Genomic DNA, 12734 nt, shown 5'->3' with positions numbered 1-12734 from the left:
CAAATGGCAACTGATTCGATAGCCTGATGCCCAAGCCGAGGAGAGGTTGGCATGATCGTGTTTGGTTCGACGCTTTCGCCCTATGTGCGCAAGGTAATGGTGTTCGGTGCCGAGAAGGGGCTGGATCTCGAGCTGCAGGCCGCCGGCATGGGCCGGGGCGGGCCGGAGTTCATGGCGGCGAGCCCGTTCGGCAAGATGCCGGGCTTCAAGGATGACGATTTCCTGATCTCGGACAGTTCGGCGATCGTCGCCTATCTCGATGCCAAATATCCCGAGCCGAGCCTGATCCCGGCCGAGCCGCGCGCACGTGCGCGGACGATCTGGTTCGACGAGCTTGCCGACACGATCATGATGGCAGCGGGTGGCGCGATCTTCGGCCAGCGCTTCGTGCGCCCGCGGGTGCTCAAGATGGAGTGCGACCATGCCGCGGCGGACGCCGCCGAGCGCGATCTGATGCCGCCGATCCTCGCCTATCTGGAAACCGCGATCCCCGAGAGCGGATTCCTCGTCGAAGATCGGCTGACCCTGGCGGACATCGCGGTGGCGAGCCCGCTCGCGACGCTGGGCTGCATCGGTGTGACCGTGGACGCCACGATCTATCCGCGACTGGCGGAATGGGTTGCGGCGATGCACGCCCGGCCGAGCTTCGCCGCCATCATCACGCGCGACCGGGCGATGATCGATGCGATGGGTGGCCCGGTGCAGCGCGAGGTGCTTGCCGGCTAGCCAGCGCGGCCCGGCGTGCCTAGATGGGCGCCATGCGGCTCGCCTTCATCAAATGCCACGGCTCGGGGAATGATTTTCCCCTGTTCGACGCGCGTGCGCTCGACTTGCCCGATGCGGATTGGGCGGGCGTGGCGCGCGCGCTAGCCGATCGTGCCGGGCCGGTTGGTGGCGACGGCCTGTTGCTGCTCACCGAGGGGGACGATGCCGGTCATGATTTCGGCATGCGCATGTTCAATTCGGACGGTTCGGAAGCGGAGACCTGCCTCAACGGCTTGCGCTGCGTCGCGCGGCTGGGATTCGAACTGCTCGGCGTCGATGCGGCGCGGGTGCGGCTGAAGACGAGCAGTGCCGAAGTGGCCCGTGCCGAGCCGCTCGCGCCGGGCGTGGTGACGATTCGCGAGACTGCCGGCCCGGCTGCCACCCGCACCGACACCGTCGGCCTGCGCATCGCGGCGGAGACGGTGATCGACGCGGCCATCCCCGGCCTGCCCAGCACACGGGCCTTCACTGCGGTCGCGATGCCCAACCCGCATCTTGTCGCGTTCGTGGACGCGGTGGACGAAGCCGAGCTGGTTGCGCTGGGCGACTGGTGCGAGGCCGGGCCCGATCTGATCCCGGCGCGCGCCAATGTCTCCTTCGTCGAGCTGCGCGGGCAGGATCTGTTCGTGCGTACCTATGAACGCGGCGTCGGCCTGACCGACAGTTGCGGCAGCGCCATGGCCTCGGCGGTCTATGCCGCCGGCCGCACGGGCCGCGTGCCGTTCGGCACGACGATGAAGGTGTTCAACAAGGGCGGGCTGGTGATGGGATCGTCGGACGCCGCCGGCATGGTCACGATCCTCGGCAACGCGACCTTCCTCTACGATGCGAGCATCGAAGTCGATCCGGCACTGGCGACGGCCGGGCCGCCGCTCGTCCATGCCCGGCGCGAGGACGAAGCCGCTGCCTGGGCCGCCGCCATCCCGGCCTAGCCGCCCCGGCTATCCGCCAACGAACGCCGCAAGATTGGCGAGCGAAGACTTCAATCCCTGAAGATGATCCTGCTTGCGGATGCCCTGCGGCACGTCCTCGCAAGTGATCGCGACGCGCGTGCCGCCTTCGGCCGGCTCGAAGGTCCAGGTCATCCGCATCGTCCCGGCAAAGGCCGGATCCTCCGAATCGAACACTGCCGACTGGACGATGCCCCTGCCCGGGTTCAGCGAGACGAAGCGTGTCTCGACCACATCGCTATGTTCGGAAGTCTTGCCGGGCGTCGCATGTTCGGTGTCGCCATGGTGCAGCGCCATCCGATAGCCGCCGCCCGGCCGGGCGTCGAACGCCAGCATCTCGCCGGTCATTCCCTCCGGGGGCAGCCAGCGCACCAGCGCCGCGGGATCGATGAAGGCGCGATAGACCTGGCTCGCCGGCGCCTTGATCAGCCGCGACGCGCGATCGGTGCGGGAGACCGTCCTCACCCGAACTCGACTGCCTCGAAGCGGACCGGCCTGCCCATGGCCTGGTTGGCCAGTTCGGCTTCCCACATGACCCGGTTGCCGCGCACGATCGTGCCGATGGGCCGGCCGGTCAGCTGCATACCGGTGAAGGACGACCAGCCGCACCGCGAGGCGAGCCAGCTCTCCTCCACCGTCCAGCGCGCCTTGAGGTCCACCACGGTGAAGTCGGCGTCATAGCCCACGGCGATCCGGCCCTTGCCGGCGATGCCGAAGATCCGCTGCGGACCCGCGCTGGTCAGGTCGATCACGCGCTGCAGCGTCGTCCGCCCCTCGGCGACATGGTTGAGCATCAGCGGCAACAGCGTCTGCACGCCCGGCATGCCGCTGGGGCTGTCGGGATAGGGCTTGGCCTTTTCCTCGCGCGTGTGCGGCGCATGGTCGGAGCCCAGCACATCGGGCACGCCCTGGTTGAGCCAGTGCCACAGCCCGGCGCGATGCGCGGCCGAGCGGATCGGCGGGTTCATCTGCGCGAAGGTGCCGATCCTGGGATAGGCTTCCTCGCCGGCCAGCGTCAGGTGCTGCGGGGTGACCTCGCATGTCGCGATGTCCTTGTGCTGGCCGAGCAGTTCCAGTTCGGCCGGGGTCGTCACATGGAGGACGTGGATCCGCCGCCGCGCCGCGCGCGCCAGGCCCAGGATGCGGCGCGTCGCCAGCATCGCGCTCTCGTCGTCGCGCCAGACCGGGTGGCTCGACGGGTCGCCGGGCACGCGCTCACCCAGCCGATCCTGCATGCGGAACTCGTCCTCGGCATGGATCGCGACGCGACGATGCCCCGAAGCGAGCACGCGCGCCAGATTCGCGTCGTCGGAGACCAGCAGGTCGCCGGTGGAGGCGCCCATGAAGATCTTCACGCCCGCCGTGCCCGGCAGGCGTTCCAGCTCGGCAAGATGCTCGGCATTGTGATTGGTCGCGCCGACATAGAAGGCGTGGTCGCACCACATCCGGTCGCGCGCGCGGGCGAGCTTGTCCTGCACGGCTTCGGCCGAATCGGTGTTGGGCTTGGTGTTCGGCATCTCGAACACCGCAGTCACTCCGCCGAGCACCGCGGCGCGCGCGCCGCTCTCCAGGTCCTCCTTGGCTTCCAGCCCGGGCTCGCGGAAATGGACCTGGCTGTCGATCACGCCGGGCAGCACGTCCAGCCCGGTGCAGTCGATCGTCTCGCCTGCCTCCAGTGCGCCGCCGATCGCGACGATGCGTCCGTTGGAGACGCCGATATCCGTTTCGGCCGCACCGCCGGGCAGGTGCACGCGCCCGCCCTTGAGCTTCAGATCGACATTCATATCCACGCCTCTTCCGTCGCCCCCGGCTACCCCCTACCTGTTCGGCATGACCGATACCAGCACCGCGCTAGCCGACCGCGCCTTGATCCGCATCGCGGGAGACGATGTTCGCGGATTTCTGCAGGGATTGGTGACGCAGGACATGGGTCTTGTGACGCCCGCGTCTCCGCAATGGGCGGCGCTGCTGACGCCGCAGGGCAAGGTGCTGTTCGATTTCATCCTGTGGGACGACGGCAAGGATATCCTGGTCGACTGCGAGGAAGCGCAAGCAGGGGCGCTGATGCGCCGCCTCATGCTGTATCGCCTGCGTCGGCAGATTCATATCGGCTTGGAGTCTGGTGTCGATGTACACTGGTCGCCCGTATCGCGTCCCGGTGCGGTTGCCGATCCGCGTCTCGCCACGCTCGGCTGGCGGTGGCTCGGTGAAGATTCCGGCGGTGATGTCAGCGCCGCATGGCGCGCCCATCGCCTGTCGCTCGGCGTCACCGAAGGCGCGGCCGAGCTCGGCCAGGACAAGACATTGTGGCTGGAATGCAACGCCGCCGAGCTGAACGGCGTCAGCTTCGCCAAGGGCTGCTATGTCGGCCAGGAGAATACGGCGCGCATGCACTACCGGGCCAAGGTCAACCGCCGGCTGGTGGTGGCGCCCATCGGCGAGGCGGGCGATCGCACCCGCGCCCGCTATCCGGAGCTGGGCCTCATGGTGGAGCTGCGCCGCGTGGAGGCGCTGGGCGATGCGCTGGTGCCGGAATGGATGCAAAGCTTGTTGTGATGCCTTCGCCGCCGGTGGCACTCGAAGAGGGTGCTGGCGGGGAAGAGCATGCGATCCTTGATTTCGGAATTCTCCTTTGGATTCGCGCTTACGAGAGAGTTGGTGGACAGCCTGGGAAGCCTGTCGGCCGCGCCGATATTCCCTTCGCTGCTCGAGGAAGGAAGAGCCGGGGGCGGATATGATGTGAAGCTGGAGGCGCCGGGCATCCCGCTCTTCATCCAGTTCAAGCGTTCCGAGTGCCTGAAGGCGCCCAACTCACGAGAGCTGAAGGCGGGAGCCGCGCTCGACTTGCCCTATTATCGGATCACGATAACCGGTCGGGCCGACTCGGATCAGCATCGCTATCTGCTCGAGCTGGACCGTCATCCGAACATCGTTCTCTACGCTGCGCCGATGTTCCATCAGAAGGAAGAGTTCGACGAAGCGTTCGCGTCGGGACAGGTCCGCGGCCGATCCTTCTATGTCCGGCCGCGCGATATCGGTGCCTTTGGCGACGACAGGGCCCATCATGTCTCTTTCGATGGCGCGACATATTGGAGAATGTCGGAACCGAAGGAGATCGAAGGACTGGGGCTATCCGAACTGGAAGCCATGCTGAGCCAGCGGTTGAGGCGCGAAGAGCGGCCGCTGCGCGCCACGCTTCCCGAGGCGCTGGCGGAGGCGGAGGCGGCAATTGAACGAGCGCGGGAGCCGGTGTCTTCCCAGATCGAGCTGCCTCATGTTCTCCGAGGGCCGGTGTCCCGCGAAGTAACGTCCGTCGAGGAATTTCGCCGACGCCAGAGCGCGGCATTGTCCTCCTTGCCGGAGGCGAAGCCGGATTCCGATCCGGCGCTGGGAGAGCTGCGGCGCCTGGCGGATATCGGGCTTCGCGATTTCAACTCCCTGCTGTTTGTCGTGCAAGCGGGCGAATTCGGCCTTTAGCCCGCTGCACGAAGGCTCCCAGCCGGAGGAGAAGGCGGTCGTGTCGATTGCCCGCTCCGGCGATCCACCCCGCCCAGCCGTCGCCCCAGTGCAAGTCCGGGTGAAGATGGAATTGCGGTAAATGCTGCCATGACCGGTGGGTGCGTTCGCAATCGAGGCGGTCCCCAAAGCAAACGCACCAAAGAAAAGGGAGGCCGGTTTCCCGACCTCCCCAATTCTCAGTCCTTGCGGACGGGTCTGGCTTAGTTGCCCGAACCCGGACCGTAGGTGACTTCCACGCGACGGTTCTGCAGCTCGCGAACACCGTCAGCGGTTTCGACGCGCGGCTTGCTCTCACCGAAGGCTTCGGTCGAGATCACACCGGCGGCGATGCCACGGGCGGTCATGTAGGCCTTCACCGAGTCAGCACGACGCTGCGAGAGGCCGACATTGTAGCTGGCCGAACCCGAGCGATCGGCGTGGCCAGCCAGCATCACCTGCGCGTTGCCGCAGTTCTGATAGTTGCTGATGGCGTTGTCGAGGATGCTCGCGGCTTCCGGCGTGATGTCCGACTTATCCCAGTCGAAGAACACGATGTACGGTCCCGGGGTGCAGACGACGGTCGGCGTCGGGGTCGGCTCCGGAGTCGGCGTCCAGGTCGGCGTCGGAGTGGGCTCCGGCGTCGGAACCGGCGTCGGGGCCGGGGCCGGGGCGCCGAAGTTGAAGATCAGGCCGCCCAGGATCGAGTGCGAACGGAAACGGCCGTCCCACACGCGACCCGAAACGTCGGTGATCTTCACATTGTCGGCGTTGAAGAAGCGATACTTCAGCGAGATGTCGATCGAGTCGGTCAGCGGTGCGCGGATGCCCGCGATCGCCTGCCAGGCGAAGACCGTGTCCGAATCGTCGATCGAGTCCTGGTAGGTGTTCAGGCCGACCTTGTTCTTGACGCGCGCGACACCCACGCCGCCGCCGACAAAGCCCTGCACGCCGGTGTCTTCACCGAAATCGAGCAGGCCGTTGACCATGAAGCTCAGCGCCGAGGAACGGCCGCCGGCATAGCCATAGCTGCCCGGAGGCGCATTGAGCGCGGCGCCGGCCGAATTGCGGATCGGCATCGTGACCGTGCTGTTGAGGCGGTTGACCGAGGCCTGACGATAGCCGACTTCGGCTTCCGCACGGAACGGACCGAAATCGTAACCGACCACAGCGTCGGCATCCCAGCCGGCCTTGTGGTGCACGGTCGCGGCGTCCTTAGCCGCACCAATGTCGAACTTGATGTCCTCGACGAGCATCGCGCCGCCTTCGACACCCACATACCACGCATCGTCGCGGGCGAGGGCGGGCGTGCTGAGCGCGGTCGTCGCGAGTGCCAGAGTAACGGCAAGCTTCCGCATCTTAATCCCCTTTCATGATTGTCACTACGGACAGCGAAAAACTCAGTACCGAAACGAAAGTTTCTGCGCAAGCGCACAAATCCGGGTACTGTTGCATGAACGTCACAGTCCGCCTTCTTCGATCAGACCATGGGCGCGCAACGCAACCAGTACCGCGGAGATTGCGGCCCGCGCTGCGGCATCAACCACCGTCCCGCCTTCTGGTTCCGGGATCGCAGTGGCGCGAGCGCCGATGACCTGTTGCCCCTCGACGATCAGTCGCCCATGGACCTCGCCCGCGCGCCAGCCGCCGTCGGTGAAGAGGGCATGGCCAGCGCCCCGGCCCAGCCACAGGCGCATGCCTTCGCGCGGAACCACGAAGCGCCAGCCGCCTTCGGTCCAGCCGGCAACCTCGCCGGCATGCCCCCGCCAGGCGCCTTCGGGTGCATTGCCGATAATCCAGCAGCGGCCGGGCTGCGGATCGATGGGAGGCATATCCGCGCCGATCCCCTCGGCCGCGGCCTGGGTGAGCAAGTCGAGCCGCACGAGCGCTTCATTGTGGTACATTTCCTTCTGTGCCTGGGCCGCGTGCAACAACGGCAGGGCGAGTCGATCGGTCGTCTCCGTCATGCTTCTTCTCCACGAATCGGCAGGGTCAGGGTCGCGGCGGGCGAAAGACCTGCGGTGGTGACCTGGCGGACTTCGATTTCCAGCCCGCTGGCGTCGATAGCGGTGCCCAGTCGCATTCCCGGCGCTAGCATGTTCACCGACCATGCGGGGCCCGCGGCGGGTTTCAGCGTTATGCGATAGCGCTCGCCGTCGGGCTCGGGCGCCACGTCCGCGCCATCCCGCCACCGCGAGTCATGCCGGCCGCGCCGTGCCCAGTGCAGGTGGACGTCCCCATCGGGGAGCAGCCGCGCGGCGAGGTGTACCGGCGCCAATGGCAGCAGCGAAATGCCGCGCACCAGGGCGCGCGCCTCGGCGGGGCCATTCGCGTCGCCGGCCCCTTCGGCCAGCAGGCGCACTTGGGTGCCCAATGCGGTTCGAGGCAGGTCGATAAGCGTGAGCGCATCGGCGTCGAGCAGCACGAAGCGGTCGCCGGGCCGCTGGGTGCCGATGGCCCGCTCGGTGCCGTGCCGTCCGCGCCACAGTCCGGAAAGGCGCCAGCGGCCGCCGCCCAGCAATTGTGCATGCGCGAACTGGATGAGTTCGTCGCCCAGCATCGCGAGGTTGGCGCCTTGGTCGAGTGCCGTCGCATCGGCCTGGTCGAGCTCCATGGCGGTGTGGGCGAGCGCGACTTCGGCCCAGTTGCGCCGATCCTCGATCTGCGGCGGGGCGGAGCCCGGGGGGATGCGGATGTCGCCGAGCACCGCGATGCCGCGGGTGCCGCCGCCCGGCCGCCATGCCGCGCCATCGTCGGTACTGAGCAGCAGCGCGGCGCGGCGCCACCCGGCGGCGTCGCCCGCCGCCGCCACGGCGAGGCGCGGCACGGCAGCCGCGGCATCGTCGAGCGGCGGCAATTCGAACGCGTGCAATATCGTCCGGCCGATCGCGGTGTCGGGCGCGCGGCTCACGCGTCCGCCGCTCGCCGCGATCGGCGCCATAGCCGGTGCCAGCGCAACGCAGTCGAGCGATATCGTCATCGCCTCGAGTTTCCAGCCGTCGACGCGCCAGATGCCGGGCGTCCCGGCGATCCGCACGCGGGCGCCGGGCGGGATGGCAAGCGCCTCCCAGCCGACATGGATGCTTCGCCGGTTCCGCTCGATATCGGCCCGGAGCAATGCCGCCTCCGCCAGCGTCCGCGCGGTGCCGGCATCGATCGCGGCGGGCAGCTCGATCCGTGCCTCGCTCAGCCCTGCCCCGGGCGCGGCGGCGCGGCGCACGCCGATCTGATAGTCGCGGGCAGGATCATAATGGCTGAGCGTCAATGCCCGTGGCGCGCGCATCGCGGACGCGACCGAGCGGTTCGCGCGTCCCCGGCCGCCGGCGCCCTCGTCCTCGACGACGATGGCGTCCCCCGGCCCGCAGCGCAGCGTGGGGCCCGGGCCGAACCAGCCGCCCGCGGCCTCCGCCAGCAGCTCCGCCACGGCGGCCAGGCTCGTGCCCTGCGCCGCGAAGCCGGCCAGCGCCACGGTCGGGTCGCTCGTCGCCACCGCGCCGAGCGCGACGGCGATGTCGCCGGCCGGCACCGGCCCGGCATCCGCCCGCACTTCGAACGTCAGCGACGGGATTCGATTGCCCCAGGGGCCCAGCTCGAGATCCTCGAACACGGCATAGGCGATGCCGCGATGCGCCGGAGCCAGTCCAATGCCCTCCGCAGCCACGATCAGCGGATCGGCCGGCTGGTCCTCGCCGCCCAGGTACAGGCGGAAGCCGGTACGTGCCTTGAAGTCGCCGGCGGCGCCGCGCAGCAGCTGTCCGTCCGCCCAGATCCGCCCCACCCCCAGGATCGGCCGTGCCGAGAGCGCTACCGCCAGGCTGGCCGTATAGCTGTAGGCCGTGCTGCCCGGCTGCCCCTTGCCGCCCGATCGGCTCTCGCGATGCTCGGCAAGGTCGGTGGCCCAGATCACCGATCCCGCCACCCGCATCGTGCCGAACAGGCCGGGAATCTGGGTGCCATAGGAAGAAGTCTGCACCTTGAGGTCGCCCAGCCGCGGCCCTTCGCGGCGCTTGCCGGCGGGCAGGATCGCGTGATCGACGGCATTGCCGATCAGCCCGCCGATCGCCCCGCCCAACGGGCCGCCGATCAGGCCGCCCGCCATGGTCAGCACCATGGTTGCCATGTCAGTCCTCCTTTCGTCGCCAGCGGCCGATCACCGGCCAGGGCAGCGGATCGGGCCGCTCCACCACCCGGCGCAGCATCGCGTCGGCATGGACCAGGCCCGTCCCGCTATCGATGCCCAGATGCATTTGCCCCGCGCCGCTCGCGAGCAGCACCAAGTCCCCTGCGCGCCGCCCCTCCGCCGGAACCAGTCCCGCGGCTTCCGCCACGGCCGCCACGCGCCCCGTGTCGGCGCTGCGCATCGCATAACCGGCGGGCACCGCCCGCCGGTGCGCCCATCCGGCCAGTCCGACACAGTCGAAGCCGCTCTCCGGCGTCCGCCCTCGCGGCCGGAAGCGCGTGCCGATCGCCGCACGCGCGCGGGCGAGCACCAGGTCGCCGCTCATCCGCCCGGATAGCGGGTCAGCAGGTCGATGCCCGGCAGATAGGGCTCGCCGCGGAAGTTGAGGGCATTGCCGAAGCGTGCCGCGCACATGGCCAGCGTCTTGTCGCAGCCTTCGATCAGCAGCACCCTGCCCGGGGCATCGAAGCGTGGCGGCCGGCGCAGCGTCACGGTCGCGCCGTCGGAGCGGAGGATCGCATCGTCCAGTCCGGAATTGGCCCCGCCGATCCAGCGCAACCGCCCCTGGCCATAGGCATTGGGCAGAGGCTCCGCGGCATCGAGCAGGAGCACCGTATCCTCGATCGCGGTCACCAGGGCGAACCGCTTCCGACCCGCCATCGCCACCCGGCAGCGCCGATCCCCCAGCGCGGCGCGGCATTCGGGCGAGGTCTCCTCCGCCACCGGCCGCTCGAGCGCGGCCATCGCGCCGCGCAATTCGGCGGTCAGCACGCCGTCGCGAGTCTCGACAGCGCCGATCGTCCCTTCGCCCAGCGCGACCTGGTTCGCCGGATCGGTCCAGTCGCAGGCAAAGATCGTCACCCGCGCCCCGTCCCAGCGCCCGGCGAGCAGATCGGCCTCGCTGATCGCCGCGCTGGTCAGCGCGCCGGTCACGTCCATGCCGCCGGGATCGAGCCCCGCCCCGCGGGTGATCGCGCTCGGCACCATGCCGGGAGCCGCGCGATGCACCAGCCCGTTCCACTCCAGGTCGCGGTCATGCGCGGTCAGCCCGATCGTCACGCCGTCGCACCGTTCGATCCGCCAGCACAGGGCCAGCGTGGTGAGCGCCCCTTCCAGCCAGCTCATTCGCGGATCTCGACCAGCGGCACCGAGGCGAGCGCGCCGGCCAGGAAGGTCGCCCGGCTCACCTGCAGCCGGTCGTCGGCGAAGCGCACCGGCACGTCGAACACGAAGCTGGCGCGCACCACCGCTCCCGCGGCCGGCGCCCGGCCCAGCGTCACCATCCCGCCCGCGCCGAGCACGAAATCCCCGGTCTCCGCCCCGTCGACCGCGATCCGCACCGTCGCGGCGATCGGCCGGGTGATCCGCCGCGCCACGTCGCCGTAGCGCCGTACCAGCGCGAACCGCGCGGTCGTGCCGTCGCCCGTGCCGATCAACTCGTCCCACGCCTCGCAATCGAAGGGGTCGCGCAGGCGGAAGCCGCGCGCCGGCCCCATGCGCGCCCGGAAGAAGGCGAGCAGTTCGGCGATGTCGTCCTCGGAGCGCAATCCGGGCCCCACATCATAATGGGTCCGCGCCTCGGCCCATTCGGCGTTGCGCTTCTCCTGCCCGCCGGCACTGGTCACGATCGAAGTCGAGACCTCGGGCGCCACTTCCGCCTCGCGTCCCAGCGCGAGCGGGAACAGCACGTCGTCGAACGCGTCCATCACTTCCTCCTGATCGAAATGCACGAAGCCGTCGCGCAGCACCTGGGGCAGCGCCCATAGGAAGGTGCGGGCCACGCCGCGCTGCCTTGCCCGCGCCGCCGCGGCTTCGATGTGCCGCCACTGCCGGCGATCCTCGGGCCGCAGCGCGAAGCCGGCGAGATAGTGCTGATCCGTCACGGGATAGCCGAGCCGCGCCGTCACCGTCGCGATCCCGCGCGCGCTCGCCGCTTCGTTGCCGGTGGCGGCCCAGTCATAGTCCTCCAGCTGCAGCACGTCGAAGGCGGGCGCCGCCCAGCCGATCGGCACGTTCGCCGCCGGAGCGGTCAGCGCGGTCGGCGTGTAGACCAGCAGCAGCAGCTCCGCCCCGGCATCCATCGTGCGCACCGCGTCGCGCAGCGCCAGCGTCGATGCGGCGAGCAGCGCCCCCGCTGCCGCCGGCACGTCGCTTGCCCCGGCCAGCGCCGCCCGGGCCGCCGCGTCGTGGATGCACAGGCTTCCGTCGGGCAGCGTCCACCACCAGGGCTCGCCGATCTGGAAGCGCACCTCGAGGCCCGCGTCCTTCGCGATCCCGGCGAATTCGCGCGCCACCGCCTGGAGATAGGCCATCGCCCCCGCATGGGCGGGCGAGAGCAAGGTGGAGGGGGGCTCCCAGCCGGTCAGCGCCGGCGATCCATCTGCCGCGCGCTGCTTCCAGTCGCCCCAGCAATGCCGGTCGAACAGTTCGTAGGACAGCGACAGGATCAGCGCATAGCCCAGCGCCCGGGCCCGCCGCGCATAGTCCGCGTGCCAGGCCCGGCACGCCACGTTCAGCGCCGTCGCGCCCAGGCTGACATAATGGCCGCCCGAACTGGCCTCGAGCCGGAAATAATGGCTCATCCCCACATAGTGCAGGATCGCGCCGCGCCAGCCGAGCTGGACCATGTTGCGCAGCAGCCGCTCGGGCGTCAGGTGATAATTGTCGTCATAGCCATTGGCGATCTCCAGCCCGTGCTCGGGCACGATCGCATCGCCCATCGCCAGCACCGAGCCCGGCCCCTCGCAGGCGATCTGGCTCAGCTCGACCCAGCCCTCGGCTGGTGCCGCCAGATCGGCATCCGCTCCGCTATGGCCCGGCGCCACCAGCGAGACGAACATGCGGTCGACATCGCCGCTCCACACCGGGTCGGCCTCGTCCGGCAGCAGGAACCCGCCCTGCAACTGCGCGAAGTCGATCGAGACCAGCGCGTCCTCCGGCGTCCCCTCGGCATAGTTCCACAGCCGGACATACCAGGCGCGCGGATCGCCGGCGGCATCGTGCCCCTCGATCGTCAGCACCGGACCGTGCACCGCGTCGAGCGGCTTCACGCCTGACGAGCGCCAGCGGAAGCGCAGCCGGCAGTCGCGAAAGTCCCGCGCGGTCTCGTAGCGCAGCAGCGGGTGGTCGTGCCGGTCCTCGGCCTCCCAGATCAGGCCGGCGAGGTCGTCCTGGCGATAGAAGACCAGGTCCACCCGCAGCGCATCGGGCGCGGTGGTGGTCACCGCCGCCATCATCGGCCGCGGGAAGTTGACCGTCCAATAAGCGGGGTCGAAGCGCGAGAGCACGCCTTCGGCCTGCCCGCGGCGCTCGGCCGCCAGCCAGTGGGCCATCTGCTATTCCCT

The 12734-nt window shown here is 69.3% G+C and carries 12 protein-coding genes; 4 read left to right on the top strand and 8 right to left on the bottom strand.

Going from position 1 to position 12734, the window contains the following annotated elements; genetic code table 11:
• The first annotated feature begins 51 nt into the window (after positions 1–51).
• Together CAP40_RS01145 and dapF are read left to right on the top strand one after the other, a co-directional pair.
• Positions 52–726: a glutathione S-transferase family protein gene (locus CAP40_RS01145; RefSeq protein WP_086127527.1), complete on the top strand. Its 675-nt coding sequence runs from the start codon at positions 52–54 to the stop codon at positions 724–726.
• A 32-nt stretch (positions 727–758) separates the two neighbouring features.
• Positions 759–1697 (top strand): diaminopimelate epimerase, encoded by a 939-nt coding sequence (gene dapF / locus CAP40_RS01140; protein ID WP_179187843.1) that lies wholly within the window; start codon positions 759–761, stop codon positions 1695–1697.
• 9 nt (positions 1698–1706) lie between these two features.
• On the opposite strand, the gene CAP40_RS01135 is transcribed toward dapF, so the two are convergent.
• A complete protein-coding gene (locus CAP40_RS01135; protein ID WP_086127525.1) occupies positions 1707–2180 on the bottom strand; it encodes an SRPBCC family protein in 474 nt (157 codons plus the stop codon).
• Positions 2177–3499, bottom strand: a complete 1323-nt coding sequence (locus tag CAP40_RS01130; protein ID WP_086127524.1) for a dihydroorotase — start codon at positions 3497–3499, stop codon at positions 2177–2179. Before CAP40_RS01130 ends, CAP40_RS01135 begins: the two co-directional genes overlap by 4 nt.
• A 46-nt stretch (positions 3500–3545) precedes the next feature.
• Here CAP40_RS01130 and CAP40_RS01125 point away from each other — a divergent pair, with 46 nt between their 5' ends.
• Together CAP40_RS01125 and CAP40_RS01120 are read left to right on the top strand one after the other, a co-directional pair.
• Entirely contained in the window at positions 3546–4271 is a 726-nt protein-coding gene (locus CAP40_RS01125; RefSeq protein WP_086127523.1) for a folate-binding protein YgfZ, read from the top strand.
• Positions 4272–4373: 102 nt separating this feature from the next.
• Positions 4374–5192 carry a hypothetical protein gene (locus CAP40_RS01120; RefSeq protein WP_144034186.1) on the top strand — a complete coding sequence of 273 codons (819 nt, stop codon included), beginning with the start codon at positions 4374–4376 and terminating at the stop codon, positions 5190–5192.
• Positions 5193–5434: 242 nt separating this feature from the next.
• Here the strand turns inward: CAP40_RS01120 and CAP40_RS01115 are convergent, their stop codons facing one another.
• The 6 genes from CAP40_RS01115 to CAP40_RS01090 form a co-directional block, all read right to left on the bottom strand.
• A complete protein-coding gene (locus CAP40_RS01115) occupies positions 5435–6568 on the bottom strand; it encodes an OmpA family protein (protein WP_086127521.1) in 1134 nt (377 codons plus the stop codon).
• 102 nt (positions 6569–6670) lie between these two features.
• Positions 6671–7177 (bottom strand): DUF2793 domain-containing protein, encoded by a 507-nt coding sequence (locus CAP40_RS01110; RefSeq protein ID WP_086127520.1) that lies wholly within the window; start codon positions 7175–7177, stop codon positions 6671–6673.
• Positions 7174–9330, bottom strand: coding sequence for a phage tail protein (locus CAP40_RS01105; protein ID WP_086127519.1), 2157 nt, complete (start codon positions 9328–9330; stop codon positions 7174–7176). The genes CAP40_RS01110 and CAP40_RS01105 overlap by 4 nt, the downstream gene beginning before the upstream one ends.
• A gap of 1 nt (position 9331) precedes the next feature.
• Positions 9332–9715, bottom strand: coding sequence for a C40 family peptidase (locus CAP40_RS01100; protein WP_086127518.1), 384 nt, complete (start codon positions 9713–9715; stop codon positions 9332–9334).
• Positions 9712–10515 (bottom strand): DUF2163 domain-containing protein, encoded by an 804-nt coding sequence (locus CAP40_RS01095; protein WP_086127517.1) that lies wholly within the window; start codon positions 10513–10515, stop codon positions 9712–9714. Before CAP40_RS01095 ends, CAP40_RS01100 begins: the two co-directional genes overlap by 4 nt.
• Positions 10512–12722, bottom strand: coding sequence for a DUF2460 domain-containing protein (locus CAP40_RS01090; protein WP_086127516.1), 2211 nt, complete (start codon positions 12720–12722; stop codon positions 10512–10514). Before CAP40_RS01090 ends, CAP40_RS01095 begins: the two co-directional genes overlap by 4 nt.
• Between the last annotated feature and the right edge of the window lie 12 nt (positions 12723–12734).

Source organism: Sphingomonas sp. IBVSS2 (assembly GCF_002127225.1).
In the GTDB taxonomy this organism is placed as follows: domain Bacteria; phylum Pseudomonadota; class Alphaproteobacteria; order Sphingomonadales; family Sphingomonadaceae; genus Sphingomonas.
This window is presented reverse-complemented; position numbering and strand designations above follow the sequence as displayed.

Bases quoted from the DNA above. Each gene is read 5' to 3' on its own strand.
- CAP40_RS01145 (WP_086127527.1), top strand. From the start codon at position 52: ATGATCGTGTTTGGTTCGACGCTTTCGCCCTATGTGCGCAAGGTAATG.
- dapF (WP_179187843.1), top strand. From the start codon at position 759: ATGCGGCTCGCCTTCATCAAATGCCACGGCTCGGGGAATGATTTTCCC.
- CAP40_RS01130 (WP_086127524.1), bottom strand. From the start codon at position 3,499: ATGAATGTCGATCTGAAGCTCAAGGGCGGGCGCGTGCACCTGCCCGGC.
- CAP40_RS01125 (WP_086127523.1), top strand. From the start codon at position 3,546: ATGACCGATACCAGCACCGCGCTAGCCGACCGCGCCTTGATCCGCATC.
- CAP40_RS01115 (WP_086127521.1), bottom strand. From the start codon at position 6,568: ATGCGGAAGCTTGCCGTTACTCTGGCACTCGCGACGACCGCGCTCAGC.
- CAP40_RS01110 (WP_086127520.1), bottom strand. From the start codon at position 7,177: ATGACGGAGACGACCGATCGACTCGCCCTGCCGTTGTTGCACGCGGCC.
- CAP40_RS01105 (WP_086127519.1), bottom strand. From the start codon at position 9,330: ATGGCAACCATGGTGCTGACCATGGCGGGCGGCCTGATCGGCGGCCCG.
- CAP40_RS01100 (WP_086127518.1), bottom strand. From the start codon at position 9,715: ATGAGCGGCGACCTGGTGCTCGCCCGCGCGCGTGCGGCGATCGGCACG.
- CAP40_RS01095 (WP_086127517.1), bottom strand. From the start codon at position 10,515: ATGAGCTGGCTGGAAGGGGCGCTCACCACGCTGGCCCTGTGCTGGCGG.
- CAP40_RS01090 (WP_086127516.1), bottom strand. From the start codon at position 12,722: ATGGCCCACTGGCTGGCGGCCGAGCGCCGCGGGCAGGCCGAAGGCGTG.